At 72.6% G+C, this 25809-nt stretch carries 25 protein-coding genes; 17 read left to right on the top strand and 8 right to left on the bottom strand.

Features of this window, described 5'->3' with window-relative positions; translation table 11 throughout:
- Nucleotides 1-48: 48 nt before the first annotated feature.
- The 3 genes from BSB02_RS10420 (at nt 49) to BSB02_RS10410 (ending at nt 3809) form a co-directional block, all read left to right on the top strand.
- Nucleotides 49-1380 carry a GH1 family beta-glucosidase gene (locus tag BSB02_RS10420; protein ID WP_084958512.1) on the top strand — a complete coding sequence of 444 codons (1332 nt, stop codon included), beginning with the start codon at nt 49-51 and terminating at the stop codon, nt 1378-1380.
- 99 nt (nt 1381-1479) lie between these two features.
- Nucleotides 1480-3291 carry a M14 family zinc carboxypeptidase gene (locus BSB02_RS10415; protein ID WP_084958511.1) on the top strand — a complete coding sequence of 604 codons (1812 nt, stop codon included), beginning with the start codon at nt 1480-1482 and terminating at the stop codon, nt 3289-3291.
- Between the two features lie 53 nt (nt 3292-3344).
- Nucleotides 3345-3809 carry an NUDIX hydrolase gene (locus tag BSB02_RS10410; RefSeq protein WP_084958510.1) on the top strand — a complete coding sequence of 155 codons (465 nt, stop codon included), beginning with the start codon at nt 3345-3347 and terminating at the stop codon, nt 3807-3809.
- On the opposite strand, the gene BSB02_RS10405 is transcribed toward BSB02_RS10410, so the two are convergent.
- Genes BSB02_RS10405 through BSB02_RS10395 form a run of 3 tightly spaced genes read right to left on the bottom strand, consistent with a single transcriptional unit; the run spans nt 3781 to nt 7248 of the window.
- Entirely contained in the window at nt 3781-5724 is a 1944-nt protein-coding gene (locus tag BSB02_RS10405; protein ID WP_240506331.1) for an ABC1 kinase family protein, read from the bottom strand. The genes BSB02_RS10410 and BSB02_RS10405 overlap by 29 nt on opposite strands.
- Before the next feature lie 58 nt (nt 5725-5782).
- Nucleotides 5783-6409, bottom strand: coding sequence for a hypothetical protein (locus BSB02_RS10400; RefSeq protein ID WP_084958638.1), 627 nt, complete (start codon nt 6407-6409; stop codon nt 5783-5785).
- 59 nt (nt 6410-6468) lie between these two features.
- A complete protein-coding gene (locus BSB02_RS10395; protein WP_084958509.1) occupies nt 6469-7248 on the bottom strand; it encodes an HAD-IIA family hydrolase in 780 nt (259 codons plus the stop codon).
- Nucleotides 7249-7309: 61 nt separating this feature from the next.
- Between BSB02_RS10395 and BSB02_RS10390 the strand changes: the two genes are divergently transcribed.
- The 9 genes from BSB02_RS10390 to BSB02_RS10350 all read left to right on the top strand — a co-directional run bounded on the left by BSB02_RS10390 (nt 7310) and on the right by BSB02_RS10350 (nt 16917).
- Complete coding sequence (locus BSB02_RS10390) at nt 7310-8506, top strand: M20 metallopeptidase family protein (RefSeq protein ID WP_084958637.1); 1197 nt, start codon at nt 7310-7312, stop codon at nt 8504-8506.
- 25 nt (nt 8507-8531) lie between these two features.
- Nucleotides 8532-9281, top strand: coding sequence for an aminotransferase class IV (locus BSB02_RS10385; protein ID WP_084958508.1), 750 nt, complete (start codon nt 8532-8534; stop codon nt 9279-9281).
- Nucleotides 9278-10249 (top strand): zinc-dependent alcohol dehydrogenase family protein, encoded by a 972-nt coding sequence (locus BSB02_RS10380; RefSeq protein WP_084958507.1) that lies wholly within the window; start codon nt 9278-9280, stop codon nt 10247-10249. The genes BSB02_RS10385 and BSB02_RS10380 overlap by 4 nt, the downstream gene beginning before the upstream one ends.
- A 107-nt stretch (nt 10250-10356) precedes the next feature.
- Complete coding sequence (locus BSB02_RS10375; protein WP_084958506.1) at nt 10357-12174, top strand: ABC transporter substrate-binding protein; 1818 nt, start codon at nt 10357-10359, stop codon at nt 12172-12174.
- A complete protein-coding gene (locus tag BSB02_RS10370; protein ID WP_084958505.1) occupies nt 12171-13181 on the top strand; it encodes an ABC transporter permease in 1011 nt (336 codons plus the stop codon). Before BSB02_RS10375 ends, BSB02_RS10370 begins: the two co-directional genes overlap by 4 nt.
- A complete protein-coding gene (locus BSB02_RS10365; protein ID WP_084958504.1) occupies nt 13178-14074 on the top strand; it encodes an ABC transporter permease in 897 nt (298 codons plus the stop codon). Before BSB02_RS10370 ends, BSB02_RS10365 begins: the two co-directional genes overlap by 4 nt.
- A gap of 1 nt (nt 14075) precedes the next feature.
- Complete coding sequence (locus BSB02_RS10360) at nt 14076-15065, top strand: ABC transporter ATP-binding protein (protein WP_240506330.1); 990 nt, start codon at nt 14076-14078, stop codon at nt 15063-15065.
- Nucleotides 15062-16072 (top strand): ABC transporter ATP-binding protein, encoded by a 1011-nt coding sequence (locus BSB02_RS10355; protein ID WP_084958503.1) that lies wholly within the window; start codon nt 15062-15064, stop codon nt 16070-16072. The genes BSB02_RS10360 and BSB02_RS10355 overlap by 4 nt, the downstream gene beginning before the upstream one ends.
- Nucleotides 16073-16077: 5 nt before the next feature.
- Nucleotides 16078-16917: a GNAT family N-acetyltransferase gene (locus BSB02_RS10350; protein WP_084958502.1), complete on the top strand. Its 840-nt coding sequence runs from the start codon at nt 16078-16080 to the stop codon at nt 16915-16917.
- Here the strand turns inward: BSB02_RS10350 and BSB02_RS10345 are convergent.
- Nucleotides 16896-17987: an exo-beta-N-acetylmuramidase NamZ family protein gene (locus BSB02_RS10345; protein ID WP_206184613.1), complete on the bottom strand. Its 1092-nt coding sequence runs from the start codon at nt 17985-17987 to the stop codon at nt 16896-16898. The two genes, BSB02_RS10350 and BSB02_RS10345, sit on opposite strands and share 22 nt — an antisense overlap.
- A 58-nt stretch (nt 17988-18045) precedes the next feature.
- On the opposite strand from BSB02_RS10345, the gene murQ reads away from it, so the two are divergent.
- The gene (murQ, locus tag BSB02_RS10340) at nt 18046-18957 is read left to right on the top strand and encodes an N-acetylmuramic acid 6-phosphate etherase (protein WP_084958500.1); all 912 of its coding nucleotides are present in this window, start codon (nt 18046-18048) and stop codon (nt 18955-18957) included.
- Nucleotides 18950-20077, top strand: a complete 1128-nt coding sequence (locus BSB02_RS10335) for a serine hydrolase domain-containing protein (protein ID WP_206184612.1) — start codon at nt 18950-18952, stop codon at nt 20075-20077. Before murQ ends, BSB02_RS10335 begins: the two co-directional genes overlap by 8 nt.
- Here BSB02_RS10335 and BSB02_RS10330 read toward each other — a convergent pair.
- Nucleotides 20013-20897 carry a TIGR03619 family F420-dependent LLM class oxidoreductase gene (locus BSB02_RS10330; RefSeq protein ID WP_084958499.1) on the bottom strand — a complete coding sequence of 295 codons (885 nt, stop codon included), beginning with the start codon at nt 20895-20897 and terminating at the stop codon, nt 20013-20015. The two genes, BSB02_RS10335 and BSB02_RS10330, sit on opposite strands and share 65 nt — an antisense overlap.
- 18 nt (nt 20898-20915) lie before the next feature.
- Here BSB02_RS10330 and BSB02_RS10325 point away from each other — a divergent pair, with 18 nt between their 5' ends.
- Both BSB02_RS10325 and BSB02_RS10320 read left to right on the top strand, forming a co-directional pair.
- Nucleotides 20916-21782 (top strand): phosphotransferase, encoded by an 867-nt coding sequence (locus BSB02_RS10325; RefSeq protein ID WP_084958498.1) that lies wholly within the window; start codon nt 20916-20918, stop codon nt 21780-21782.
- A gap of 47 nt (nt 21783-21829) precedes the next feature.
- On the top strand, nt 21830-22087 hold the full coding sequence (locus tag BSB02_RS10320) for a TFIIB-type zinc ribbon-containing protein (protein ID WP_084958497.1): 258 nt from the start codon (nt 21830-21832) through the stop codon (nt 22085-22087).
- A 63-nt stretch (nt 22088-22150) separates the two neighbouring features.
- Here the strand turns inward: BSB02_RS10320 and BSB02_RS10315 are convergent, their stop codons facing one another.
- The 3 genes from BSB02_RS10315 to BSB02_RS10305 form a co-directional block, all read right to left on the bottom strand.
- Nucleotides 22151-23146 (bottom strand): hypothetical protein, encoded by a 996-nt coding sequence (locus tag BSB02_RS10315; RefSeq protein ID WP_143590452.1) that lies wholly within the window; start codon nt 23144-23146, stop codon nt 22151-22153.
- A 37-nt stretch (nt 23147-23183) separates the two neighbouring features.
- Complete coding sequence (locus BSB02_RS10310; RefSeq protein ID WP_084958495.1) at nt 23184-24884, bottom strand: ABC-F family ATP-binding cassette domain-containing protein; 1701 nt, start codon at nt 24882-24884, stop codon at nt 23184-23186.
- 170 nt (nt 24885-25054) lie between these two features.
- Complete coding sequence (locus BSB02_RS10305) at nt 25055-25591, bottom strand: CGNR zinc finger domain-containing protein (RefSeq protein ID WP_084958494.1); 537 nt, start codon at nt 25589-25591, stop codon at nt 25055-25057.
- Between the two features lie 25 nt (nt 25592-25616).
- Here BSB02_RS10305 and BSB02_RS40535 point away from each other — a divergent pair, with 25 nt between their 5' ends.
- Complete coding sequence (locus BSB02_RS40535) at nt 25617-25787, top strand: hypothetical protein (RefSeq protein ID WP_158088600.1); 171 nt, start codon at nt 25617-25619, stop codon at nt 25785-25787.
- Nucleotides 25788-25809: the final 22 nt, after the last annotated feature.

The following is a 25809-nucleotide window of genomic DNA, read 5'->3' as shown; positions in this document are numbered from 1 at the left end:
TCATCCCGTGGGAGCGCTCTCACAAGGTCGGGAAGGGAATCGGGGAGCATGAGTTTTCTGTGGGGCACCGCCACCTCCAGCTACCAGATCGAAGGAGCGGTGGAGGAGGACGGCCGCGGGCCGTCCATCTGGGACACCTTCAGCCACACCCCGGGCAAGGTGAAGGGCGGCGACACCGGCGACGTGGCGTGCGACCACTACCACCGCTACCTCGACGACGTGCGCCTGCTGGCCGAGCTCGGGGTGGGCGCCTACCGCTTCTCGATCGCCTGGCCGCGCGTCGTGCCCGAGCCCGGCGTGGTCAACCCCAAGGGGCTGGACTTCTACAAGCGCCTGGTCGACGCCCTGCTGGAGGCGGGGATCAGGCCGTGGCCGACCCTCTACCACTGGGACCTGCCGCAGTACCTGGAGGACGCGGGCGGCTGGCCGGTCCGCGACACCGCCCACCGGTTCGCCGACTACGCCGAGATCGTCCACGACGCCCTCGGCGACCGGGTGAGCGACTGGACGACGCTCAACGAGCCGTGGTGCTCGTCGCTGCTGGGATACGCCAGCGGCGAGCACGCCCCGGGCCGCAAGGAGCCCGGCAACGCCGTCAGGGCCGTCCACCACCTGCTGCTCGGGCACGGCCTGGCCGTACCGGCCCTGTCCAGGAACGGCGGCAGGGTGGGGATCACGCTGAACCTGGCCCCGGTGACCCCGGCCAGCCAGTCGCGCGCGGACCTCGACGCCGCCCGCCGCGTCGACGGCGTGCAGAACCGGCTGTTCCTCGACCCCGTGCTGCTCGGCTCCTACCCCGCCGACATGGTGCGCGACCTGTCCCACCTGAGCGACTTCTCGCACGTGCTCGACGGCGATCTGGAGATCGTCTCCCGCCCGATCGGCATGCTGGGGATCAATTACTACACCCCGGCCCTGGTCGCCGCGGGCGACCCGGTCGCGGACACGCCGTGGATCGGCGCCGAGGACGTCCGCTGGGTCGACGGCGGCCGTCCCCGCACCACGATGGGCTGGGAGATCGACGAGCAGGGGCTGCTGGAGCTGCTGGTCCGCATCACCGAGGACTACCCGGCCGTCGACCTCTACATCACCGAGAACGGCGCCGCCTTCGCCGACGAGGTGGGCCAGGACGGCGCGGTCCACGACCCCGCCCGCGTCGACTACCTGCGCCGCCACATCTCCGCCTGCGAGGAGGCGGTACGGCGGGGCGTCCCGCTCAAGGGCTACTTCGCCTGGTCCCTGATGGACAACTTCGAGTGGGCCCACGGCTACGGCCAGCGGTTCGGCATCGTCCACGTCGACTTCGCGACGCAGAAGCGCACGCCCAAGGACAGCGCCCGGTGGTACGCCGGGCGCATCCGCCAAGGTGGGCTCGGCTGAGGCAGATTTGGGCCTTTTCCCTCTGACGGGTTCGCCGCACTCTCAGTGCAGCGCGCGGTAGTCACACACCCCCCGGACCGCGCGCCGAGGAGGGACAAGGTGAAACGCCGACTGATCGTCGTGCTGGCCGTCCTCGGCCTGGCCTTACTCGGCTGGACCAACCCGAGCGGCGCAGGGGCCGAACCTCCGGCCAACAAGCAGTACCGGGTCGAGGGACCCGCCGACGCCCGGCAGCGCAGCGCGGTGGCGGCCACCGGGGCCGCCATCGACGAGGTGGCCGAGACCTCGGTCGTGGTCACCGCGACGCCCGAGGAGGTCGCGGCCATCAGGAAGCTCGGCTACCGGGTCAGCGAGCTGCCCCGCTTATCCCGCCCGGGCGCCGAGCCGTTCGACTTCCCGCCCGGAGACTCGGGCTACCACAACTACGCGGAGATGAACGCCGACATCAACGCGCTGGTCTCCGCCCGGCCGTCCATCGTCGGCAAGTTCGTCTACGGCCGCTCCTACGAGGGCCGCGACCTGGTGGGCGTCAAGATCAGCGACAACGTCGCGACCGACGAGAACGAGCCCGAGGTGCTCTTCACCCACCACCAGCACGCCCGTGAGCACCTCACGGTCGAGATGGCGCTGTACATCATGCACCTGCTGGCCGACAACTACGGTTCGGACGCCCGCATCACGAACCTCGTCAACACCCGCGAGATCTGGATCTTCCCGGACCTCAACCCCGACGGCGGCGAGTACGACATCGCCACCGGCTCCTACCGCATGTGGCGCAAGAACCGCCAGCCCAACTCCGGCACCACGGCGGTCGGCACCGACATGAACCGCAACTGGGCCTACAACTGGGGCTGCTGCGGCGGCTCGTCCGGCTCGCCCTCCAGCGAGACCTACCGCGGCCCGTCGGCGGAGTCCGCGCCCGAGGTCAGGGCCGTGGCCAACTGGGTGCGCAGCCGCGTCGTCGGCGGCGTCCAGCAGCTCAAGGCGCACATCGACTGGCACACCTACGGCGAGCTGATCCTGTGGCCGTACGGCTACACCTACAACGACACCGCGCCCGGCCTGACGCAGGACGACCGCGACGCGCACGCCGCGCTGGGGCAGAACATGGCCTCGACCAACGGCTACACGCCCCAGCAGGCCAGCGACCTCTACATCACCGACGGCTCGATCGACGACTGGATGTGGGGCGCGCACAAGATCTTCTCCTACACGTTCGAGATGTACCCGGTCAGCTCCAGCCCGGGCTTCTACCCGCCCGACGAGCAGATCGGGCCGCAGACCACGCGCAACAGGGAGGCGGTGCTGCGGTTCCTGGAGTACGCCGACTGCGTCTACCGCATCATCGGCAAGGACGCCCAGTACTGCGGCACGGGCGGCGGCACGACCGTCTACTCCGACACCTTCGAGACCGCGACCGGCTGGACGGCCAACCCGGCCGGCACCGACACCGCGACGACGGGGCAGTGGGAGCGCGGCGACCCCGAGGCGACCACCTCCAGCGGGGCCAAGCAGCTGGGCACCACGGTCAGCGGCACCAACGACCTGGTGACCGGGCGGCTGGCCGGGTCCGGCGCGGGCGACCACGACATCGACGGCGGCGTCACCACGATCCAGTCGCCGGCGATCACGCTGCCCGCCTCCGGCACGCTGACGCTGTCGTGGTCGTGGTACCTGGCGCACGGCTCGAACTCCTCCAGCGCCGACTACTTCCGCGTCAAGGTGAACGGCACGCAGGTGTTCCAGCAGCTGGGCGCGGCCGCCAACCGCAACGGCGCCTGGGCGACCGCCACCGCCGACCTGAGCTCCTACGCGGGCCAGACCGTCCGGATCAGCTTCGAGGCGGCCGACGCCTCCACGGCCTCGCTGGTGGAGGCCGGCGTGGACGACGTCAGGATCGTCCAGCGCTGACCGCCTGAGGGGTACGGCTGCCGCGGCAGCCGTACCCCTCCTAGGCTGTGCGCATGCTGCCCAGTGTCCGCGGCCTCCTCCTCGACGCGGCCGACCAGCTGATCGTCTTCCGCAGGACCGTCCCCTCGCGCGAGGTCTACTACTCGGTCCCCGGCGGCCACGTCGAGCCCGGCGACGCCTCGCTGGAGGCCGCGCTGCACCGGGAGCTGCGCGAGGAGCTGGGCGCCACCGTCGCCGACGTCACGCCGCTCACCACGCTCACCTACTCCTGGCGCGGCGGCCGCAAGACCCAGCACGTGTACGGCTGCCGCCTGCTCGCCATGGACCCCGCCCTGCGGACCGGCCCGGAGTTCTCCGACCCGGCCAAGGGGCGGTACGAGGTGGTGCGGCTGCCGCTGGACCCCGCCGAGATCCTCTCGCGGCACCTGGTCCCCGAACCGGTCGCCGCCTACCTCGCGGACACCATCACCGCCCTGCCCCACCTGATCGTCAGTCGCGGCGGCGGAAGATCAGGATGAGCACCCGCAGCACGAGGATCGCGCTGATGACCAGCAGGTTGTAGCCGATCAGCTCATACAGGCGCATCACGCCCGGCAGCACGACCGGCCCGCCGGAGGTACCCAGCAGGATCGTGCCCATCAGCCCGGCCGTGGCGCCCAGCACGGTCAGCAGCACCTGGTGCAGCAGCGTGGTGACGAAGCGGCGGTCCCGCTCGTCGGCCAGCAGCCGCACGTTCACCGACAGGCGGCCGTGCTCGGCGGCGCTGACGATGCGGTCCAGCCGCCGGGGCAGGCGGCGCAGCATCGGCACGAGCGCGGCCGTCTCCTGGACCAGGGTCTCCTTGATCGACGCGGGCTCCAGGTGGGCGGCCAGGTGGCGGCCGGCGAAGGCCCGGGCCTCCTCGACCAGGTCGAATCCGGGCGCCAGGTGGACGAGCGTGCCCTCGAGCGTGGCCAGCGCGCGGAAGACGGCCGCCACCTCGGGCGGGATGGACAGCCCGTAGGCGGCGACGATCCTGAACAGGTCGGTGAACATCTGGACGCTGTCCATGCCCGGCCCCAGGTGCCTGGCCATGAACTGGCCCAGCGCCCGCTCCAGCGCGGCCTGGTCGATCTCCTCGGGCCGGGGGACCACCTCCAGCAGCGCGTCGGTGACCGCCAGCGGGTCCTGCCGGTTCATCGCCAGCAGGAAGCGCTGGAGCGCCGAGCGTGCCGAGGCGTCCAGGCGGCCCACCGAGCCGAAGTCCAGCAGGCCGAGCCTGCCGTCGTCGAGCAGCATGATGTTGCCCGGGTGCGGGTCGGCGTGGAAGACGCCCTGCAGGAGGATCTGCCGCAGCAGGCAGTCGAGCAGGTCGCGGGCCAGCCGGGGGTCGCGCGGCGCCTGGGCGAGCGGCTTGCCCGCCAGCCGCTCCATGACGAGCACCCGCTCGCCGCAGTGGCGGCTCACCGGGGCGGGGTAGCGGACGGGGCCGGGCGGGGCGGCGGCCACGGCCGCCATGTTGGCCGCCTCGACGCGGAAGTCCAGCTCCTCGCGGATCGCGGCGGCGAAGCCCTCGGCCAGGTCCCGCAGGCCCAGCGCGCGGCCCCACCGGGTCCTGGCCTCCAGCGTGCGCGCCAGCCTGGCCACGATGTCCAGGTCCTTGGTCACCACAGCGCGGATGCCGGGCCGCTGGACCTTGACGACGACCTCCTCGCCGCTGTGCAGCCGCGCGGCGTAGGCGTGCGCGATCGAGGCGGCGGCCAGCGGCCTGCGGTCGAAGGCGGCGAAGACCTCCTCGACCGGCCCGCCGAGCTCGGCGGTGAGCACCTGCTCGACCTGCTCCCACGGCGCCGGCCGCACCTCGTCCTGCAGCCGCCCCAGCTCCTGGACGAACTCGGCGGGCAGCAGGTCGCGCCGGGTCGACAGGACCTGGCCGAGCTTGACGAAGGTCACCCCGCCCTCCTCCAGCGCCTCGCGCAGCGACCGCGCCAGCCGTACCCGGCCGCTCCTGTCCTCCACGCGGTCGCCGCGGCCGCGCAGGTACGGCCCCAGCCCGTGCCTGACCGCGATGCGGGTGATCTGCGAGTAGCGGCGGGCGCGCGAGATCCGGCCGCGCAGCGAGCGGGCGAACTCGATCGGCCCGGGGACGGTGCCGGGCGGGATCAGCACTTCGGCGATGACCAGCAGGACCATGGGCATCAGCGCGATGCACATGATGACCAGCAGCAGCACCCAGACCGGCCCGATCCCCGGCGCGGCGGTGGTGCCGCCGAAGGACCGCAGGATGGGCTCCAGCATGGGGCCGGCCAGCGCCAGGGTGAGGAAGCCGGCCAGGGCGACGCGCAGGATGCCGAACCTGACGCCGAGCAGCCGCTGCGCGGCCACCGCCAGCATGATCAGGACGGCGAGGATCGAGGCGATCCCGAGGAATGTCAGCAACGACGAGTCGGGCACCCGCCCACCCTAGGGCCGCCGCCCGCCCGTCATGTCCCCGCCCCGTCCCCGGCTCCCGTCAGGTCCGGCGGTCCTCCATCTCCCACAGATGGTCCAGCACGTGCCACGTGATGCGGCGCAGCGCGTACCTCGGCGTCCACTTCGGCTCCCAGGGGCCCGTCCACGGCCGGGACAGCACCGCGGCCAGCTCCTCGCGCAGGGCGTCGCGGTCCTGCCGCGACCGGTACGGCGGATGCTTGACGCCCAGGATGCGGGCGTACCCTCGCTCGGCCTCCTCGACGTGCTCGACCATCTTGGTGCGGTCCCGGCCGCCGCCCCGTGGGCCCTTGCGCAGTTCCTCCGGCGAGGCGGCGGCGCGCTCGTCGAACAGCTCCCACGCGGCCCGCATGATCGCCACCTGGCGCCCGGCCTCGGCTTCGGTCAGCGGCTCGTGGTCGGCCTTGGCGTGGACCTCGGGAATGCCGAAGTCGGTGGCGGACCGGCCGTCGAGCCTTTCGACCACCGTGGGGGCGCCGGGGTCGAAGTCCAGGCCCGCCCGCTCGGCCACGACCCGGTAGCGGGGGGCGTAGTCGAGGAGCCGGTCGAGGGCAGGCTCCTCGGACTTGCCGGCCCTGCACCATCCTGGCCAGTCGAGCGAGCAGGCGAACACCTTCTTGGCGCCCAGCTCGAGATAGATCCGGTTCATGAGGGCCAGGATGGCAGGCATACCTGCCAGGTGGTGTCAGGTTTGGCAGGCGCGGGGCCTCAGACCAGGTCGATCAGATCCGCCACCGAGTCGACCACGAGCGAGGGCCGGTACGGGAAGCGGTCGATCTGCTCCCGCTGCGTCACGCCCGTCAGCACCAGGATCGTGTAGAGCCCGGCCTCCATGCCGCAGACGATGTCGGTGTCCATCCGGTCCCCGATCATCGCCGTGCTCGTGCTGTGCCCTCCGATGAGGTTCAGCGCCGTGCGCATCATCATCGGGTTCGGCTTGCCGACGAAGTACGGCGCCACGCCCGTGGCCTTGGAGATCATCGCCGCGACCGCCCCGCACGCCGGCAGCGACCCCTCGGTCGACGGCCCGACCGGGTCGGGGTTGGTGGCGATGAAGCGCGCGCCGCCCTCGATGAGCCGGATCGCCCGCGTGATCTGCGTGAAGCTGTAGGTGCGCGTCTCGCCCAGCACGACGTAGTCGGGCGCCAGGTCCGTCAGGACGTACCCCACCTCGTGCAACGCGGTCGTGAGCCCGGCCTCCCCGATCACGTACGCGCTGCCGCCCGGCCGCTGGTCGTCGAGGAACTGCGCCGTGGCCAGGGCCGAGGTCCAGATGGACTCCGGCGGCACCTCCAGGCCCGCGGCGCGCAGCCGTACGGCCAGGTCGCGGGGCGTGTAGATCGAGTTGTTGGTCAGCACGCGGAAGGGCTTGCCCGACTCGCGCAGCCGCTTGATGAACTCGTCCGCCCCCGGCACCGGCTGCCCCTCGTGCACCAGGACGCCGTCCATGTCCGACAGCCAGCTGTCGATCCGCTCACGCTCCGTCACACGGCGATCCTACAAAGGACCTCTTGCCGACGTGGTGAGCGGGATGTGAAGAATGTCGTCCATGTCGTTCACCGAAGCAGCCCAGGACATGTCCGAGGAGCTCGTCAGGCTCCGCCACTCCCTCCACCAGACGCCCGAGGTCGGCCTCCACCTGCCCGTCACCCAGGAGAAGGTGCTGCGGGCCCTCGACGGCCTGCCGCTGGAGATCAGCACGGGCGAGCGGCTCAGCTCGGTCACCGCGGTGCTGCGCGGCGGGCGGCCGGGGCCCGCCGTCCTGCTGCGCGGCGACATGGACGCCCTGCCCGTCGCCGAGCGCAACAGCCTGCCGTACATCTCCCGGCACGAGGGCCGGATGCACGCCTGCGGCCACGACCTGCACACGGCGATGCTGGCGGGCGCGGCGCACCTGCTGGCCGCGCGGCGCGAGGAGCTGGCGGGCGACGTGGTGTTCATGTTCCAGCCCGGCGAGGAGGGCTTCGAGGGCGCCAAGTACATGATCGAGGAGGGCGTCCTCGACGCGGCCGGTGAGCGCGTCGTGGCCGCCTACGGCCTGCACGTGACCTCGGCGATGTTCCCGCGGGGGCTGTTCACCACGCGCGGCGGCCCGCTCATGGCGGCGGCCGACACCTTCAACGTGCGGGTGAAGGGCCGCGGCGGGCACGGCAGCGCCCCGCACCGGGCGCTGGACCCGATCCCGGCGGCCTGCGAGATGGTGGGCGCGATCCAGACCCTCGTGACGCGGGAGTTCGACCCGTTCGACCCGCTCGTGGTGAGCGTGTGCAACTTCCACTCCGGGACGAAGGACAACATCATCCCCGACGACGCCTTCTTCCAGGCGACGGTGCGCACCTTCAGCAAGGACACCCGCACGCGGGTCAAGCGGCGGCTGGTGGAGCTGGTCACGACCCTCGGCGCGGCGCACGGCCTGGAGGTCGAGGCGGACTTCGGCATCGGCTACCCGGTCACGGTGAACCACGACGACGAGGCCGGCTTCGCCGGGCGCCTGGCCACCGAGCTGTTCGGGGAGAGCCGCTACTTCGTCACGCCGCAGCCGATCATGGGGGCGGAGGACTTCTCCTACGTGCTGGAGGAGGTGCCCGGCGCGTTCGTGTTCCTGGGCGCCTGCCCGCCGGACCGGGACCCGGCCGGCGCGCCGTACAACCACTCCCCCGAGGCCGAGTTCGACGACGCCGTCCTGCCCGACGGCGCCGCCCTGTACGCCTCGCTGGCCTACGAGAAGCTGCTCACGGCGGCGTGAGGGACGGCGGGCGTAGGCTGCTCGTGTGATCACTCATGCGGTTGTCGACGGGCGGCCCGCCCGCGGGTCCGACATCGGCCTGGCCCTGGCCGCCAGGGCCGGGCACTTCACCGCCATGCAGGTCAGGGGCGGCCGGGTGCGCGGGCTGGCGGAGCACCTGCGGCGCCTGGAGCGCGCCACCCGCGAGCTGTTCGGCCTGCAGCCGGACAGGGACCTCGTCCTGGCCTCGCTGCGGGCGGCGGTGAGCGAGGCCGCGGACGCCTCCGTGCGGGTCCACGTGGCCCGCACCGACGCCCTCCACGTGATCGTCGACGCCGGCCCGCCGGTCGACGCGCCCGCCTCGCCGCGGCGGCTCAAGACGGTCGCCTACCAGCGGTTCCTGCCGCACGTCAAGCACGGCGGCGGCTTCCCGCAGGCCCACCTGGCCCGCCTGGCGCAGGCCGAGGGCTTCGACGACGTGCTGCTCATCGGCGCGGACGGCCTGATCAGCGAGACGTCGATCGCCAACCTCGGCTGCTTCGACGGCGAGCGGATCGTCTGGCCCGACGCGCCGATGCTGGAGGGCATCACCATGCGGCTGCTGTCGCGCGGGCCGCACGGGCGAAGGCCGCTGCGCGTGGCCGACCTGCCCGCCTTCCCCGCCGTGTTCGTCTGCAACTCCTGGGGCGTCTCCCCGGTGGGAGGCGTCGACGAGCTGGAGCTGAAGACCGACGAGGCCGCCTACGCGCGGGTGGTCTCCCGCTATGAGGACACGCCGTGGGATCCGATCGGATGAGGGCCTGGGTGGTGACCGAGCCGGGCCCGGTCGACGGCCACCCGCTCAAGCTGGTGGAGCGGCCCGTCCCCGCGCCCGGCCCGGGCGAGGTGCTGGTGCGGGTGGAGGCGTGCGCGGTCTGCCGCACCGACCTGCACCTGGCCGAGGGCGACCTGCCGCCGCGCCACCCGCTGGTCTCCCCCGGCCACCAGGTGGTCGGCCGGGTGGCGGGCACCGGCGAGCGGGTCGGGGTCGCCTGGCTGCGCTCCACGTGCGGCCGCTGCCGGTTCTGCGAGCGCGGCCTGGAGAACCTGTGCCCGCGCTCGGCCTACACCGGCTGGGACGCCGACGGCGGCTACGCCGAGTACCTCACCGCGCCGCGCGAGTTCGTCTACCCGCTGCCCGAGGACCTGCCCGCCGTACGGCTCGCGCCGCTGCTGTGCGCCGGGATCATCGGCTACCGGGCGCTGCTGCGGTGCGATCTGCCCGAGGGCGGGCGGCTGGGCGTCTACGGCTTCGGCGCCTCGGCGCACCTGACCGCCCAGGCCGCCATCGCGCGCGGCGCCCGGGTGCACGTCGTCACGCGCTCGGCGGCGGCCCGCAAGCTGGCCCTGGAGCTGGGCGCGGCCTCCGCCGAGGAGCGCACGCCGCCCGAGCCGCTGGACTCGGCGATCCTCTTCGCGCCGGTCGGGGAGCTGGTGCCGCCGGCGCTGGAGGCGCTGGACCGCGGCGGGACGCTGGCCATCGCGGGCATCCACCTGACCGACATCCCCTCCCTCGGCTACGACCGCCACCTGTTCCAGGAGCGCACCGTGCGCAGCGTGACCGCCAACACCAGGGCCGACGGCCGGGCCTACCTGGAGCTGGCGGCCGCCCGCCCGCCCGTGGTGGCCACGGTGCCCTACCCGTTCGAGGCCGCCGACCGGGCGCTGGCCGACCTGGCGCACGACCGGGTGACCGGCGTCGCCGTCCTGCTCATGGAAGGATGAAGGAAAATTACATTAACGGCACAACGCATGTAGATAATCTTGACGCGGCTGGGGCTTCGCCTTACGGTCGGGGGCGTATCCCACGGTCCCCCACTCGGAGCGGAGCAATGAAGCGACTAGCAGCCGTCGTGGCGCTGCTCGGTATCGCCGCCGCGTCGGCGTGCAGCAGCAGTGGCAACACCAACAAGTCCGCATCGGGTGGCGGCTCGGCGGTGTACACCACCATCGACGGCACCAAGCCCGGCATCGACCCCAACGGCCCGGCCAACCCGTTCGCCCCGAAGGGCAACTCCTTCTCCGGCTACAACGCCATGAAGCTGGCCTGGGCCAAGAACCACCTGACCGACCCCAACCAGTTCTACCCGGGCATCGCCGAGAGCTGGGAGGTCGCCCCCGACAACTCCTCGATCACCATCCGCCTCCAGCCGGACAACAAGTGGTCCGACGGCAAGCCCGTGACCGCCGAGGACGTCAAGCTGTCGCTGGCCATCGCCTACACCCAGGGCAGCACGGCCTTCGCGCTGCAGCCGGGCGCCGCGGGCGCCGCCGCCGAGGTGACGGTGGTGGACGACAAGACCGTCAAGGTCACCCAGGACATGTCCAACCCCTCCCAGACCTTCGCGCGGGGCGTGCTCGACACCGCCGTCGTCCCGGCGCACGTGTGGAGCAGCGTGCTGCCCGCCGACATCTGGGACAAGATCAAGGCGGCGCGCGGCACCGACGCCGCGGCCGAGGCCGCCCGCACCGAGATCACCGAGCTGGGCAAGAAGATCATCGCCCACAACCCGGGCAAGGACGTCTCGGCCGGGCCGTACGTGCTGGAGCGGGTCAACCCGAGCGCGGCGCTGCTGAAGAAGAACCCCAACTTCTACAACGCCGCCAACGTCGCGCCCGACGCGGTGCAGCTGCTCAACTACACCGGCAACGAGCAGGTGTGGAACTACCTGAAGGCCGGCAAGCTCGACAGCGCGCCGTTCGTCGCCGTGCCCGCCGACACCATGGCGCAGATCAAGCAGACGCCCGGCAACGTGGTCGTCAAGGGCTACTCCCCCGTCGCGGTGGGCCTGGCGTTCAACCAGTCCAAGAAGCCCTACGACAACGTCCACGTGCGGCGCGGCCTGGCCTACCTGATCAACCGGGCCGAGGTCCAGAAGATCGCCTCGCCGGAGGGCGGCCTGCCCGCCGTCACCACCACCGGCATCCACCAGAAGGCCGCCGCCGAGTGGCTCGGCGCCGAGCTGAACAACCTGGAGCCCTACGCCCACGACGTGGCCAAGGCCGAGGCGGAGTTCAAGGCCGCCGGCCTGACCAAGAAGGACGGCAAGTGGACGCTGCCCGACGGCAAGCCGTGGAAGGTGTCCATGCACGCCCCGGCCGGCTTCTCCGACTGGCTGGCGGCGCAGGAGAACATCAAGAGCCAGCTGATCGACAACGGCGTGGACGCCGAGGTGGTCACCACCGCCGACTTCCCGCTCTACCAGACCGAGATGGCCGAGGGTAAGTACGACACCGGCTTCTGGCTCATCGCCCTGGGGCCGGCGCCGTACAACATCTTCCAGCGCATCTACGGCTCGGCCAACGGCTGGACCAACATCGCCGGCAAGGTCACCCACAACGCGCCCGGCAAGAACGGCAACTGGATGGGCAGCGCCGAGGAGATCGAGGTCGAGGGCCTGGGCAAGGTCAACCCCGGCGAGCTGACCGCCAAGCTCAACAGCGTCGGCGCCGAGGAGCAGAAGGACCTCATGCTCCAGCTGGCCAAGGTCGCCAACGCCGACCTGCCGGTGGTCCAGATGTGGGACTACGTCAACACCCAGTTCCAGAACCACAGCCGCTTCACCGGCTTCCCCGGCGACGACCACGACCTGCTGCGCCAGCCGCACGGCGTCTGGATCCAGCTCGGGATGATCAAGAAGAAGGCATGACGGCATTCCTCCGGCGGCTCGCGGGCCACGTGGCCCGCGGGCTCGCCATGATCTTCGTGGTCGCCACGATCAGTTTCTTCATCGTCAGGAACATCCCCGGCGACCCGATGCTGGCGCTGTACGAGAAACTCGTCACCTCGGGGATGGACCCAGCGGCGGCCAGCCAGGCCGTCCGGGTGGCCTACGGCTTCTACCCCTCCGGCTCGCTGTGGGAGCAGTACGTCGACTACATGGGCGGGCTGCTGCGCCTGGATCTCGGCACCTCGGTGACCAATCCCGGCGCGCCGGTGACCGGCGTGCTGGCCGAGGCGTCCAAGTGGACCGTTCTACCAGTCCTGGCCGGCACGCTGCTGAGCTTCCTCGTCGGGGTGATCATGGGCGTCTACGCGGCCGTGCGGCGCTCGGGCAGGCTCGGCGACATCCTGGCGATCTCCGGCTCGCTGCTGCACGGCGTGCCGCAGTACGTGCTGGCGCTGCTGCTCGGCGCGATCTTCGGCACGACGCTGGCGATCCTGCCCACCGACGGCACCGCGGACATCCTCATCGAGCCGGGCTTCACCCCCGAGTACATCGGCACGCTCATCGAGCACGCCACGCTGCCGGTGCTGACCTACGCCCTGGCCAGCTACGGCGGCTGGATCCTGGCGATGAAGTCCAGCGTGGTCACCGTGCTGGGCGACGACTTCATCCTGGCCGCGGAGCTGCGCGGGATGAAGCGCTCCATCGTCTTCCGCTACATCGCGCGCAACGCGATCCTGCCGCTGTTCACCATCCTGGCCATCTCCATGGGCCTGCTGTTCGCGGGAGCGGTGTTCATCGAGCGGATCTTCAACTATCCCGGCCTGGGCCTCATGCTGATCGAGAGCGTGACCAACCGCGACTACGCGCTCATGGGCGGGGCGTTCCTGCTGATCACCGGGGCGACGATCGTGGCGAACATCGCGGCCGACCTGCTCTACACCGTCATCGACCCGCGCGTGCGCAGCGGAGAGGAGGCAGCGGCGTGACCAGCGTCATCCTGGAGACGTCGAGCGCTTCGCTGCGCCGCAACTTCTGGCGCGGCGTGTGGCGGGTGATGAAGCGCAAGCCCAGCCGCATGGCCGGCGTGCTCATCCTGATCGGCTTCGCCTTCATGGCCACCGCCGGGCCGCTGTTCTACCCCGACAACCTGCCCCGGGACGTGAACAACACCTACGGGCCGATGACCTGGGAGCATCCCTTCGGCACCGACGGCCAGGGCAAGGACGTGCTCGCCCAGGTCGTCACCGGCTCGCAGTACGTGCTGCTGAGCGCGCTGGTGACGGCGCTCATCACGGTGGTGCTGGGCACGGCGATCGGGCTGTTCTCGGGCTTCAAGCGCGGCCGGTGGGACACCGTGCTCATGCGGCTGACCGACATGAAGCTCACCATCCCCGGCCTGCCGCTGCTGCTGGTGCTCTCCACGGTGTGGAAGTTCGGCAGCGCGGTGGAGATGGGCCTGGTCCTCGGCCTGCTCAACTGGGGCACGGTGGCGCGGGCGGTGCGCTCGCAGACGCTGTCGCTGCGCGAGCGCGGCTTCATCGAGGCGGCGCGCGGCCTGGGCCTGTCGACGGGGCACATCATCGGCAAGGAGCTGCTGCCCACGATGGCGCCCTACATCGCGATGAACATGCTCATCTCGGTCACCGGCGCCGTCTACGCGCAGGTCGGGTTGTTCTTCCTCGGCGTGCTGCCCTACGAGGCCGACAACTGGGGCGTGATGCTCAACCTGGCCGTCTTCGGCGGCGGCGCGATGACCACCGCGGCGGCCCTGCCGTACCTGCTGGCGCCGCTGCTGGCGATCCTGCTGCTGACGCTGGGCATCGTGCTGGTCGTCGACGCCATGGACGAGATCTTCAACCCCCGCCTTCGCGAGGAGTAGCGTGACCGCAGTGCGCATCGACGGCCTCACGGTCGTCTACAAGACACCCCTGGGCGAGCTGCCCGCGGTCCGGGACGTCAGCCTGGAACTGCCGGCGGGCTCCATCACCGGCATCGTCGGCGAGTCCGGCTCCGGCAAGTCCACGCTGGCGCTGTCGCTGCTCAACGCCGTGCAGCCGCCCGGCCGGATCGCCGCGGGCAGCGTGGAGATCGGCGGCCTCGGCGACATCGTGGGCCTGAAGGGCGAGCGGCTGCGGCAGGCGCGCGGCGCCAAGATCGGCTATGTGTTCCAGGCGGCGCAGAACTCCCTCAACCCGCTCAAGACCGTCGGCAAGCAGCTGCTCGACCTGGGCCGCTCGCACGGCGTGGCGGACCTGCGCGCGCTGGTGCGCGAGGCCAGGGAGCTGCTGGGCCGCATGGGCATGGACGGCGCCCGCGTGCTGGACTCCTACCAGCACGAGCTGTCCGGCGGCATGCGCCAGCGCGTCGGCATCATGCTGGCGCTGGTGCTCAACGCCCACGTGGTCGTGCTGGACGAGCCGACGACCGCGCTCGACATGATCACCCAGGCCACCATCCTGAAGATCATCCGGGAGATCCACGCCGAGCGGGGCCTGACCACCCTGGTCATCACCCACGACATCGGCGTGGTGGCCGAGGTGGCCGACCGGCTCGCGGTCATGTACGGCGGGCGCCTGGTCGAGCAGGGCCCCACCCGCGAGGTGCTGGCCTCCCCCCGCCACCCCTACACCCGCGGGCTGATCAGGGCCATCCCGCGCCTGACCGGCGACATCGGCCTGGCCCAGGCGCTGCCGGGACGCCCGCCCACGCTGGCCACCGTGCCGAGGGAGGGCTGCGTCTTCCGCGAGCGCTGCCCGCTCAGGATGGAGGTGTGCGAGAGCGTCGACCCGCCCAGCGCGGCCTACGGCGAGCGGCTCGTCGCCTGTCACGCGACCGCCATGGCGGGCGCCACCCGGGAGGAGACCGCATGATCACGGGCACGGGCATCACCAAGACGTTCCGGCAGCGCGGCCACGTGCTGGGCGGGCAGACCGTCCAGGCGCTGCGCGGGGTGGACTTCGCCATCCCCAAAGGCGGCGCGGCCTCCTTCATCGGCGAGTCCGGCTGCGGCAAGACCACGCTCGGGCGGATCATCGCCGGCCTGGAGAGCTGGGACGCGGGCGAGATCACCATCGACGGGGCGGCCATGTCCCCGCTCAAGCCCAAGGCGCGCCAGCCGTACTTCCGGCGCATCCAGATGATCCACCAGGATCCCTACTCGGCGCTCAACCCCACCAGGACGATCCACCAGACGCTGCACGCGCCGCTGAAGCTGCGGGCCCGGCAGACCGGGCGGAGCGCGGCGTGGGTCGAGGAGCGCGCGGCCGAGGTGCTGACCCTCGTGGGGCTGGACCCCGGCGCGGTGCTGGGCCGCTACCCGCACCAGCTGTCCGGCGGCATGCGCCAGCGCGTGGTGATCGCCAGGGCGCTGACCGTGGACCCGGAGATGCTCGTCGCCGACGAGGCCGTCTCCATGATCGACGTGTCGCTGCGGCTGGGCATCCTGGGCCTGCTGAAGGACCTGCGCGAGCGGCTCGGGGTCAGCGTGCTGTTCATCACCCACGACGTGGCGACCGCCCGCTACATCGGCGACGACGGCGAGCTGTACGTCATCTACCGGGGCCAGGTCGTCGAGCACGGCAGGGTCGACACGGTGATCTCCGAGCCGGTCCACCCCTACACCCAGGCGCTGCTGTCGGCCATCCCCGTGCTCCACGGGCTGGAGGAGCCGGGGGCGCAGCCCGTCGTCCCGGCCGGCGGGCCCGAGGCGGCGGTGGACGACGCCGGCTGCCTGTTCGCCGCGCGCTGCCCGTTCAGGACCGAGCGGTGCCTGGCCGAGCGGCCCACGCTCCAGGTCACGGCGGGCGTGCCGCAGGAGCACGCGTGCTTCCATCCCGAGCGCCGCAGCGTCGTGGCGCGGCCCCTGGCCGAGGTGTGAGCCGGATGCGGCAGGCGTGGGAGGCGGCCTGGGCTTGTGAGGTGGCCGAGGCCGCCCTGACCTACGACGCGCCGGAGGCCGCCGCGATCGTGCGGCGGCTGGCCGCCCCGCCCGCGGCGCGGCGCTGGACGTCGATCGAGCTCGACGGCGGCGTCGTGTTCGCCTCGCTGTCCGGCGTGGATCCCTCCGTCGGCCACGTGGACCTGCTGGCCGTCCATCCGGAACGGCAGGGCCGCGGCACCGGCCGGCGCCTGGTCCGGGCGGCCGAGGACTGGCTGCGGGCGCAGGGGGCGCGCGAGGCCAGGTTCGCCGGCAACCCGCCGTGCTACGCCTGGCCGGGCATCGACGTCCGCTACACCCCGGCCGCCTGCCTGGCCGAGAGTCTGGGCTACGAGCACTACCGCACGGCCTGGAACATGACGGCCGACCTGGCCGCCGACCTGGACGTGGCGGCGGACCTCGAACGGCTGGCCGGGCGGGGCGTGAGCGTCCACGCCGGGGTGACGGAGCAGGTGGTCGCCTTCGTCCGCGAGCAGTGGAACGACGCCTGGGCCTGGGAGGCGGCCAACGCCGCGGGGCTGCACTACGCGATGCGCGACGGGCAGGTGCTGGCGTTCGCGGCCTGGGGCGCCCGGCCCGCCTGGTTCGGCCCGATGGGCACCCGGCCGGACGCCACCGGCCTGGGGCTGGGGCGGGTGCTGCTGCGGCGCTGCCTGGCCGAGCAGCGCGTGGCGGGCCAGGCGACGGCGCAGATCGGCTGGGTGGGGCCCAAGCGCTTCTACTCCCGCGCCGTCGGCGCCCGCGTGGAGCGGGTGTTCTGGCTCTACCGGCGCGAGCTGGGGTAGAGCAGGTGGCCGACGGGGTGGGCGGGTTCGGGGCACAGCTCGCGGGGGTCGCGCAGGCCCTCGGTGAGCGTGCCCGAACCCCACAGGTGTTGCTCGAACCGCTCCGGACCCCACCAGGCGAACTGCTCCGGATACAGGGTCCTGGCCACGTGGAGCATCGACACGCCGGTCAGCACCGGCTGGAAGCTCCGCGGGTCCAGCACGTGCACCTGGACGCCGCGGACCAGGGTCCCGGCGTGCTTGTGGAAGGTGGGACGGAACCACGCCTCACGGAAGCGCACGCCGGGCAGGTCCAGCGCGCCCAGCGCCGGGGCGAAGCGTTCGTCGACGTACGGCGCGCCGACGAGCTCGAACGGGCGCGTGGTGCCCCGCCCCTCGGAGAAGTTCGTCCCCTCGAACAGGCCCGTCCCCGGATAGACCAGCGCGGTGTCGAAGGACGGCATGTTGACCGACGGCATCACCCAGATCAGGCCGGTGTCGGGGAAGAGCATCTCGCGCCGCCAGCCCTCCATCTCGATCACCCGCGCCGAGGGGTCGAAGCCGAGGGCCAGCTCGCCGACGGTGAGCCCGTGCCGGATGGGGATGGGCGCCTTGCCGACCGGGCTGACGTAGGCGGGGTCCAGCAGGGGCCCCTCGCACACCAGGCCGCCGAGCGGGTTGGGCCGGTCCAGCACGACGACCTGCACGCCCTGCCGGCTCGCCGCCCGGAGGAAGTCGTGCATGGTCCAGATGTAGGTGTAGAAGCGCGCGCCCACGTCGGGCAGGTCGATCAGGAGCGTGTCGACGCCGGCCCTGGCCAGCGCCTCGCCGGGGTCCCGGCCGTAGGCGTCGAAGACCGGCAGCCCGGTGGCCGGGTCCACGCCGTCGGCCTCGCCCTCGGCCGCCTGGGCCGCGCCGCGCAGCCCGTGCTCGGGCCCGAACAGCGCCGCCAGCGGCACGCCGGCCTCCAGCAGGGCGGACGGGGTAGAAGTCAGGTCGGGCAGCACGCCCGCGTGGTTGGTGACCAGGCCGATCCGCGCGCCTTCCACCAGGGAGGGATCCGCGGCCAGCCGTTCTGCTCCGATGCGCATGGAGAGCATTCTGTGAAACTAATTGCCAAATCTGCAAGAGAAGGTGAAGATTAGCGTCATGGTTGAGCCGCTTCCCGAGCTGTCCACGGAGCAGAGCGATCCGCGCTACAGCCAGATCGACCGGTTGCCCACCGAGCAGATCGCCAGGCTGATGAACGCGGCCGACGCCGCCGTGCCCGTGGCCGTGGCCGTGGCGATCCCCGCGATCTCCGCGGCCATCGACGCGATCGCCGCCCGGATGGAGGCGGGAGGCAGGCTCCTGTACGTCGGCGCGGGCACCTCCGGGCGGCTGGCCGTGCTCGACGCCTCCGAGTGCCCGCCGACCTTCGGCACCGACCCCTCGCTCGTCCAGGGCGTCATCGCGGGCGGACCCGAGGCGCTGACCCGCTCGATCGAGGGCGCCGAGGACGACGCCGAGGCGGGCGCGGCGGAGATGGCGCGCCTGGAGGTCGGGCGCCTGGACTCGGTGGTGGGCATCTCGGCCAGCGGGCGGGCCCCGTTCGTGCTGGGCGCCGTCGCCGAGGCGCGCGACCGCGGCGCGCTCACCGTGGGCCTGTCGTGCAACGCCGGGGCGCCCCTGTCGGCGGCCACCGAGCACGCGATCGAGGTCGTCGTCGGCCCGGAAGTGGTGACCGGCTCGACGAGGCTCAAGGCCGGGACCGCGCAGAAGCTCGTGCTCAACATGATCTCGACGATCTCGATGATCAGGCTCGGCCGCACCTACGGCAACCGCATGATCGAGGTGTCGGCGATGAACGCCAAGCTCGCCGAACGCGCGCTGCGCATGGTCCGCGACATCACCGGCGCGGACCTGGAGACCTCGCGCAAGGCCCTGGAGGAGGCGGGCGGGCAGGCCAAGGTCGCGGTCGTCATGATCGAGCACGGGCTCGACGCCGACGCCGCGCGGGCGCTGCTGGAGTCGCACGGCGAGCGCCTGGGCGCCGCGCTGGAGAAGGTCAACGGTGGCTGAGCGGCCGGACGTGCGGCCCGATGGGCCGCCGGATGGGCTGGCCGCCCTGCTGGAGCGGGCCGTGCCCGAGGTGTGCTCGGCCGCCGTCGCGCTCGTCGCCGTCGGCGGGCGGGTGGCCGCCGCCGCGGTCGCGGGCGAGCTGGTCCGCTACGCCGACTGCTCCGGCACCCTGGCCGCCGACCGGCCGGCAGCCCGCCGCGACTCGCTGTTCGACCTGGCCTCCATCAGCAAGCTGTGCACCACCGCGGCGATGCTCTCCCTGGCCGAGGACGGGCTGCTGGGCCTGGACGACCCGGTGGCGCGCTGGCTGCCCGCCCACTACGCCCACCGGCCCCACGTCACCGTGCGCCACCTGCTCACCCACACCGCGGGGCTGCAGCCCACCCGCCGTCCCGACCTCGAACTGCCCTCCGGCTCCCCCGCCGAGCGCCTGGAGCTGGTCCTGTCCACCCCCGCCACGCTGCCCGTCGGCGGGCCGTACGTCTACTCCGACGTGGGCATGGTCACCGCCGGCCGCGTCGCAGAGATCGCCGGCGGCGCCCCGCTGGAGGAGCTGGTGCGCGAGCGCGTGACCGGCCCCCTCGGCATGCGCGACACCTGCTACCGGCCCGCGTCCGGGCTGCTGCCCCGCATCGCCGCCACCGAGTGCCACCCCGGCGGCTGCCTGCGCGGTCAGGTCCACGACGAGACCGCTCGGGCGCTCGGCGGCGTCGCCGGGCACGCGGGACTGTTCGCCACCGCCGACGACGTGCTGCGCCTCGGCGAGGCGCTGCGCCTGGGCGGCGGGGCGGCGCTCAAGCCCGCGACCGTGGCCGAGATGACCCGCGACCAGGGGGCGAGCGGCGCGCCGTTCCGCCAGGGACTGGGCGTGCGGATCGGCGACCCGGCCATCGTCGGGCCGCTGACGGATGCGTTCGGCCACTCCGGCTTCACCGGGACCTCGCTCGTCGTCGACCGCGGGCTGGCGCTGACCGTGGTGCTGCTGACCAACGCGGTGCATCCGGTGCGCGGCCGTCCCGGCATCCGGGAGCTGCGCTCGGCCGTCGCGCAGGAGGCTAGGGCGCTAGCGCTTCCAGCGCCTCCTCGGCCCGCCGCATCGCCTCGCGCGCGTCGGCCGTGACGATCTCCTTGTCGAAGTTGAGGTCGTGGAAGACGTCGGTGACGCCCTTGGCGAACAGCTCGGCCACGTCCTGGCGGATCTCCTCGTAGGTGCCGGTCAGCGAGGCGCGTTCGCCCCGCCGCACCCTGGTCACCCCGCGGACGACGATGCGCAGCCGCTCCGGGTCGCGCCCGGCCTGCCGGGCGGCCTCCTTGACGACGGAGATCTTCTGCGCGACCCCGCTCAGGTCCTCCCGGCTCGCGCTCACCCAGCCGTCGCCGAGCCGGCCCGCCCTGCGCAGCGCCCGCTCGGCCGTCCCGCCGAGGAGGACCGGCGGCGCGGGATCCGGCCTGGGGGCCATGTGGGCGGCGGGCACCTGGAAGAACTCGCCCTTGTACTCGACGACGTCCTGGGTCCAGCAGGCGCGCAGCACCTCCAGGAACTCCTCGGCCCTGCGCCCCCGCGCCTCGAACGGCACCCCGGCGGCCTGGAACTCCTCCGGCAGCCAGCCCAGGCCCAGCCCGGCCGTCAGCCGCCCGCCCGACAGGATCTGCAGGCTCGCCAGCTGCTTGGCTAGCACGACCGGCTGCAGGTAGGCGTTGACCACCGCCAGGCCCAGCCTGATCCGCGAGGTGATCCCGGACAGGTGGGCGAGGGCGACGACGGGGTCGTGGACGCTGCGGTAGGTGGGCCCCATGGGGTGGCCCACCGGGTACAGCACCCGCTGGAAGGTCCACAGCTCGTGGTAGCCCAGCTCCTCGGCCCGCTGGGCGATGCGGCGCATGTTCTCCGGCGTGGCCCACGGGCCCGACACCGGCACGGCGAAACCGACTCTGCTCATCCCCCTAGTCTTATCGGCGTGACCCTGGAGGAGCAGCTGTCCACGCTGGCGGAGCGGTACGGCGGGCGCGGCGAGCCGGAGTGGGCGGTCACCCGCACCGACGTGCTCGTGGTGCGGCGCGGGGAGGTGGTGGTCAAGGCGCACTCCCAGCGGGACGACCCCGCCGAGCTGGCCCTGCGGGTGCGGGCCGCCGCCTCCGCGCCGCTTCACGGCCTGATGCTCGCGCCGCTGTGCGAGGAGGTGTTGCGCGTGGCGGGCCGCGCGGTGACCGTCTGGCCCGCCGGGCGGCCGGTCTCCCCCGACGACCTGGCCGCCGCGCCCTGGGAGGAGGGCGCCAGGCTGCTGGCCGGGCTGCACGCCGTACCCCTGACCGTGCTGCCGCCGCTGCCCGCGGCGGGCGGCCCGGCGCGTGCGGCGCGCGCGGTGGCCCGCCTGACCGGCCAGTCCGCGCAGGAGCGGCTGGTACGGCAGGCGTACGCGGGGTTACCCGAGCCGCAGCCGCTTCCCGGGCTGCTCACGCACGGCGACTGGCACCTGGGGCAGCTCGTGCGCCGCGACCGCTGGCTGCTCATCGACGTCGACGACCTGGGCGTGGGCGACCCGGCGTGGGACCTGGCCAGGCCGGCGGCGTGGTACGCGGCCGGGCTGCTGGACCCGCGCTCCTGGGAGCGTTTCCTGGGCGCCTACCTGGCCGCCGGCGGGCCCGCGCTGGGCGAGGGCGACCCGTGGCGGCGGCTCGACCTGCCCGCCCGCACGCTCACCGTCCAGCTGGCCGCCCTCGCCCTGGACCGCGCCAAGCGGGAGGGCAGGGAACTCGACGAGACCGAGCAATCGTTGATCGAGGCGTGCGGCAGGATTGTCGGGCTTCAGCGAAGCCTGAGATAGTGGCGCACGCAGGTCAATACCCGCAGAGGGCAAGGAGAACGAGCCAGATGCAGTGCCCCAAGTGCCGCGGCAATATGCGGACATATGAGCGCAACGGGGTCCACATCGAGCAGTGTGACAACTGCCGTGGGATCTTCCTCGACTACGGCGAGCTCGAGACGCTGACGCGGATGGAGGCCCAGTGGCACGCGGCGCCCCCGCCGCCTCCGCCCGCCGCCCACGGCCCCGGCTGGGGCGCGCCCCACGGCGGCCACTACGGCCACCACCGGCAGCGCAGCTGGGTGAACATGCTGTTCTCCTCCTGAGCCACCCGGGAAAGAGCCGCGCGAGCGGCTCTTTTTCGTATGGTTCCCAGTGCGGAGCCGAGGTCAGCCGGGGAAGTCGCCGGGGTCGACGTCGGAGGTGCGGGCGTTGCCGCCCGTGATCGCGTGCAGCGTGATCCGCCAGTCGTGCCACAGGATGCGCGTGGCGGTGTAGGTGGTCTTGAACTTCACCTTGTCGTCGAACCGCTCGAAGCTGCACTGGCGGGTGAAGGCCCGCAGCCTGCCGTCCCAGTCCACGCCGTGGGTGAAGTAGACGCGGTAGGAGCCGTCGCGCACGCCGCGCACCTTGAACTTGGACTTCTTGCGCACGTACACGGTGAACGCCTTGGTGCCGCCCCGCATCAGCGTGACGACGGCGTCGCGGGAGGAGCCGTTGTCGATCTGCAGCGAGCTGCGGCCCGTCAGGCTCTCCTTGCGCAGGAAGCGGCCGTTGGGCAGGCGGCGGTTCTGCTTGCCCGCCGCCTTCACGGCGACCACGTCGGCCGGGTAGCCGCCCGCGTCCTGCAGCGCCTGCCCGGCCGCGTCGAGCTCCTTGAGCTTGCTTCCCACGTCGCTGACCAGCGCCGAGCCCGTGCACAGGTCGCGGGTGGCCACCTTGCCGGTGGCCGCGCCGAGCTCGGCGGCCAGGTCGCGCAGGCCGGCGACGAACCGCTCGTGCTGGACGGCCACCTCCGGGGGCGGCGTCAGCGCCGCCAGGCCGTCGGCGGCCCCGGTCAGCTCCTCCTCGGCGCGTGAGACGCGCTGGTCGAGGGACTTCACGGTGCGCGCCGAGGCCAGGTCGTCCAGGGAGTCGCGGACCGTCTTCTGGATCTTCTCCAGCTCGCCCCGGTACGCCTCGGGCGTCAACGCGGCGACGGTGGGCTGGGGACTGGCCGGGGTGCCGGACGGCGGGGCCGTCCCGGCGCCCTCGCCCGCCACGCCGGTGATCTCCGAGGTGCCCGCCGGGGTGGACGCGCTGCACGCGGTGAGGGTCAGCACGGCGGCGGCGAGCGCCGAGGTCATCAACCGGGGAGCAGCGGTCATCAAACGGGGGGCAGCCATCTGCCACACTATCGCCTGATTGATCCCTGAACGTCAATCACGATTCGGCCAGCCCCCTCTCCCTGTCCATGACCAGCCAGCGGTCGATCCCCAGCCCTTCCAGGAACGGCAGGTCGTGGCTGACCACGATCAGCGCGCCCCGGTAGGCGGCCAGCGCCTGGGACAGCTGGGCGACGCTGGCCATGTCGAGGTTGTTGGTCGGCTCATCCAGCAGCAGCAGCTGCGGAGCGGGCTCGGCGGACAGCAGCGCCGCCAGCGTCGCGCGGAACCGCTCGCCGCCCGACAGCGTCCCGGCCCGTTGCATCACCCTGTCGCCGCGGAACAGGAAGCGCGCCAGGCGGGCGCGCACCTCGTTGACCGAGGCCGAGGGGGCCACGGCGCGGACGTTGTCGAGCACGCTGAGGGAGTCGTCCAGCAGGTCCAGCCGTTGCGGCAGGTAGCGCACCGGCACGTTGGCGCCCTGCTCGGCGATGCGCCGCAGCAGCGTGGTCTTGCCCGAGCCGTTGGGGCCCAGCAGGGCGATGCGCTCGGGACCGCGGATGACCAGCGTCTCCAGCGGCCGTGCGCCACCGTGCTCGGACGGCTGGGCCGCACCGTCGGCGGAAGGCTGAGCCGTACCGTCGCCGGACGGTTGCACCGCACCGTCGGCACCGTCGGCGGGCGGCCGTGCCGTACCCGCGGCGGGCAGCCCGGCCGTCTCCAGGTCGAGGGTCAGCACCACGCGCCCGGCGGGCACCTCGGTCTCCGGCAGCTCGATCCGGATCTCCGCGTCGTCCCTGACGGCCTGCTCGGCCTCGGTCAGCCGCTCACGCGCCTCCTCCAGCCGCTCCTCGTGCACGGCCAGGTGCTTGCCCGCCGACACCTGGGCCTGGCGCTTGCGCGCGTTGGCCACGATCTTGGGGGACTTGTTGACTGCGGCCATCTTGTCCCCGTAGCGGCGCCGCCGGTCCACCTTGGTGCGCGCCTCGACGAGCTCGCGCCGCTGCCGGCGCACCTCGGCCTCGGCCGTGCGGACCTGCCGCTGGGCGGCCTCCTGCTCGGCGGCCAGCTGCTCCTCGTAGGCGGCCAGGTTGCCGCCGTACATCCGCACGGTCCCCTCGCGCAGGTCGGCGATCTGGTCCACCAGCGCCAGCAGCGCGCGGTCGTGGCTGACCACGACCAGCACCCCGCCCCAGGACTCCACGGCCGCGTACAGCCGCCGCCGGGCCTCCAGGTCGAGGTTGTTGGTCGGCTCGTCCAGCAGCAGCACCTCCGGGCGCCGCAGGAACTGCGCGGCGAGCGCCACCATGACGCTCTCGCCGCCCGACAGCGTGGCGACCGTGCGGTCCAGGTCGAGGTGGCCCAGACCCAGCCGGTCGAGCTCGGCCCTGGCGCGTTCCTCGACGTCCCAGTCGTCGCCGATCGCCGCGAAGTGCTCCTCGGCCACCTCGCCCCGCTCGATGGCGTGCAGGGCGTGCCGGGCGCGGGTGATGCCGAGCAGGTCGGAGACGGTGCGGCCGACGCCGAGCGGCAGGGTCTGCGGCACGTAGCCGACCTGCCCCTCGACGGTGACCGATCCGGCGGCGGGACGCAGCTCGCCGGCGATGATCTTCAAGAGCGTGGACTTGCCCGAGCCGTTGCGCCCGATGAGGCCGGTCCGTCCGGCGGGGAAGGCGGCCGACAGCCCGTCGAGCACCACGGTGCCGTCGGGCCAGGCGAAGCTGACATGGTCCACGACGATGGACAGGGGAAAAGGCATGAGGCGGCTCCCGATCACGAGGATGACGACGTGACTCGGCGGGAACACCGCAAGGCGCGCCTGTGAGGACGACATGCTGAGGTGACAGGTGCGCCGGTGGAAGGCGCGGTGCCCGCGACCTCAGATCCTCACTATGCCCCTCCAGGGCTAGGCGACAAGACCAGGGGATATTAGCCGATCGGTGATCTCCGCGCAACCGCGCGGGCCCGGTGCGCGGCCACGTTGACCCTGTTCGCGCAGGTCAGGGAGCAGAACCGGCGGCGGCCGTTGCGCGAGGTGTCCACGAACACCACCTCGCACCCCTCCCGCTCGCACCGGCCCAGCCTGCGCCCGTCGGAGAAGCAGACGACCATGGCCAGGCCGCCGGCCGTGGTGTCCCTGACCCGGGCCACGATGTCGGCCTCCGGCGAGCAGAAGTGCAGGTGCGGCCGGAGCCCGTCGTGGGTGCTCACGTACGGGCGCGAGGCGGAGATCTCCAGCAGCCCGTTGACGAGCTCGACCTGCTTGGCGGTGTCGCGCTCGCCGAAGACGGGCGCCAGCTGGGCGGCCCAGGCGCGGACCTGCCCGGCCTGCTCGGCGGTGAGGTCGGTGCGCAGCATCTCGTGGGCGGCGATCAGCCTGGCCAGCGGCCGGGGACGGAAGTCGGTGGCGTTGACCAGCGCCGCCGACAGGGCCGCCCCGTTGCCGCCGTAAGCATTGAAATGCATAAGGGCATTACACCACGGTGGAGACATGCACCTTCACGATCCGCTGGGCCTGACCCTCGTCTCCTCCCACGTCACCTCCGAGGGAGTGGTGTCGTACCTGCGCTGCTCCTGCGGGGCGTGGGAAGTGCGCTCGCGCTCGTTCGTCCACGCCACCTCGCGCCCGCGCCCATCGACGCGCGGCCGTCCTCCGTCCTAGAGTCTGCACATCGTTCGCCAGA

Source organism: Thermoactinospora rubra, from assembly GCF_002093975.1.
GTDB lineage: Bacteria > Actinomycetota > Actinomycetes > Streptosporangiales > Streptosporangiaceae > Nonomuraea > Nonomuraea rubra_A.
Note: the sequence above shows the minus strand (reverse complement) of the source record. Positions and strands in the feature narration are given on the sequence as shown.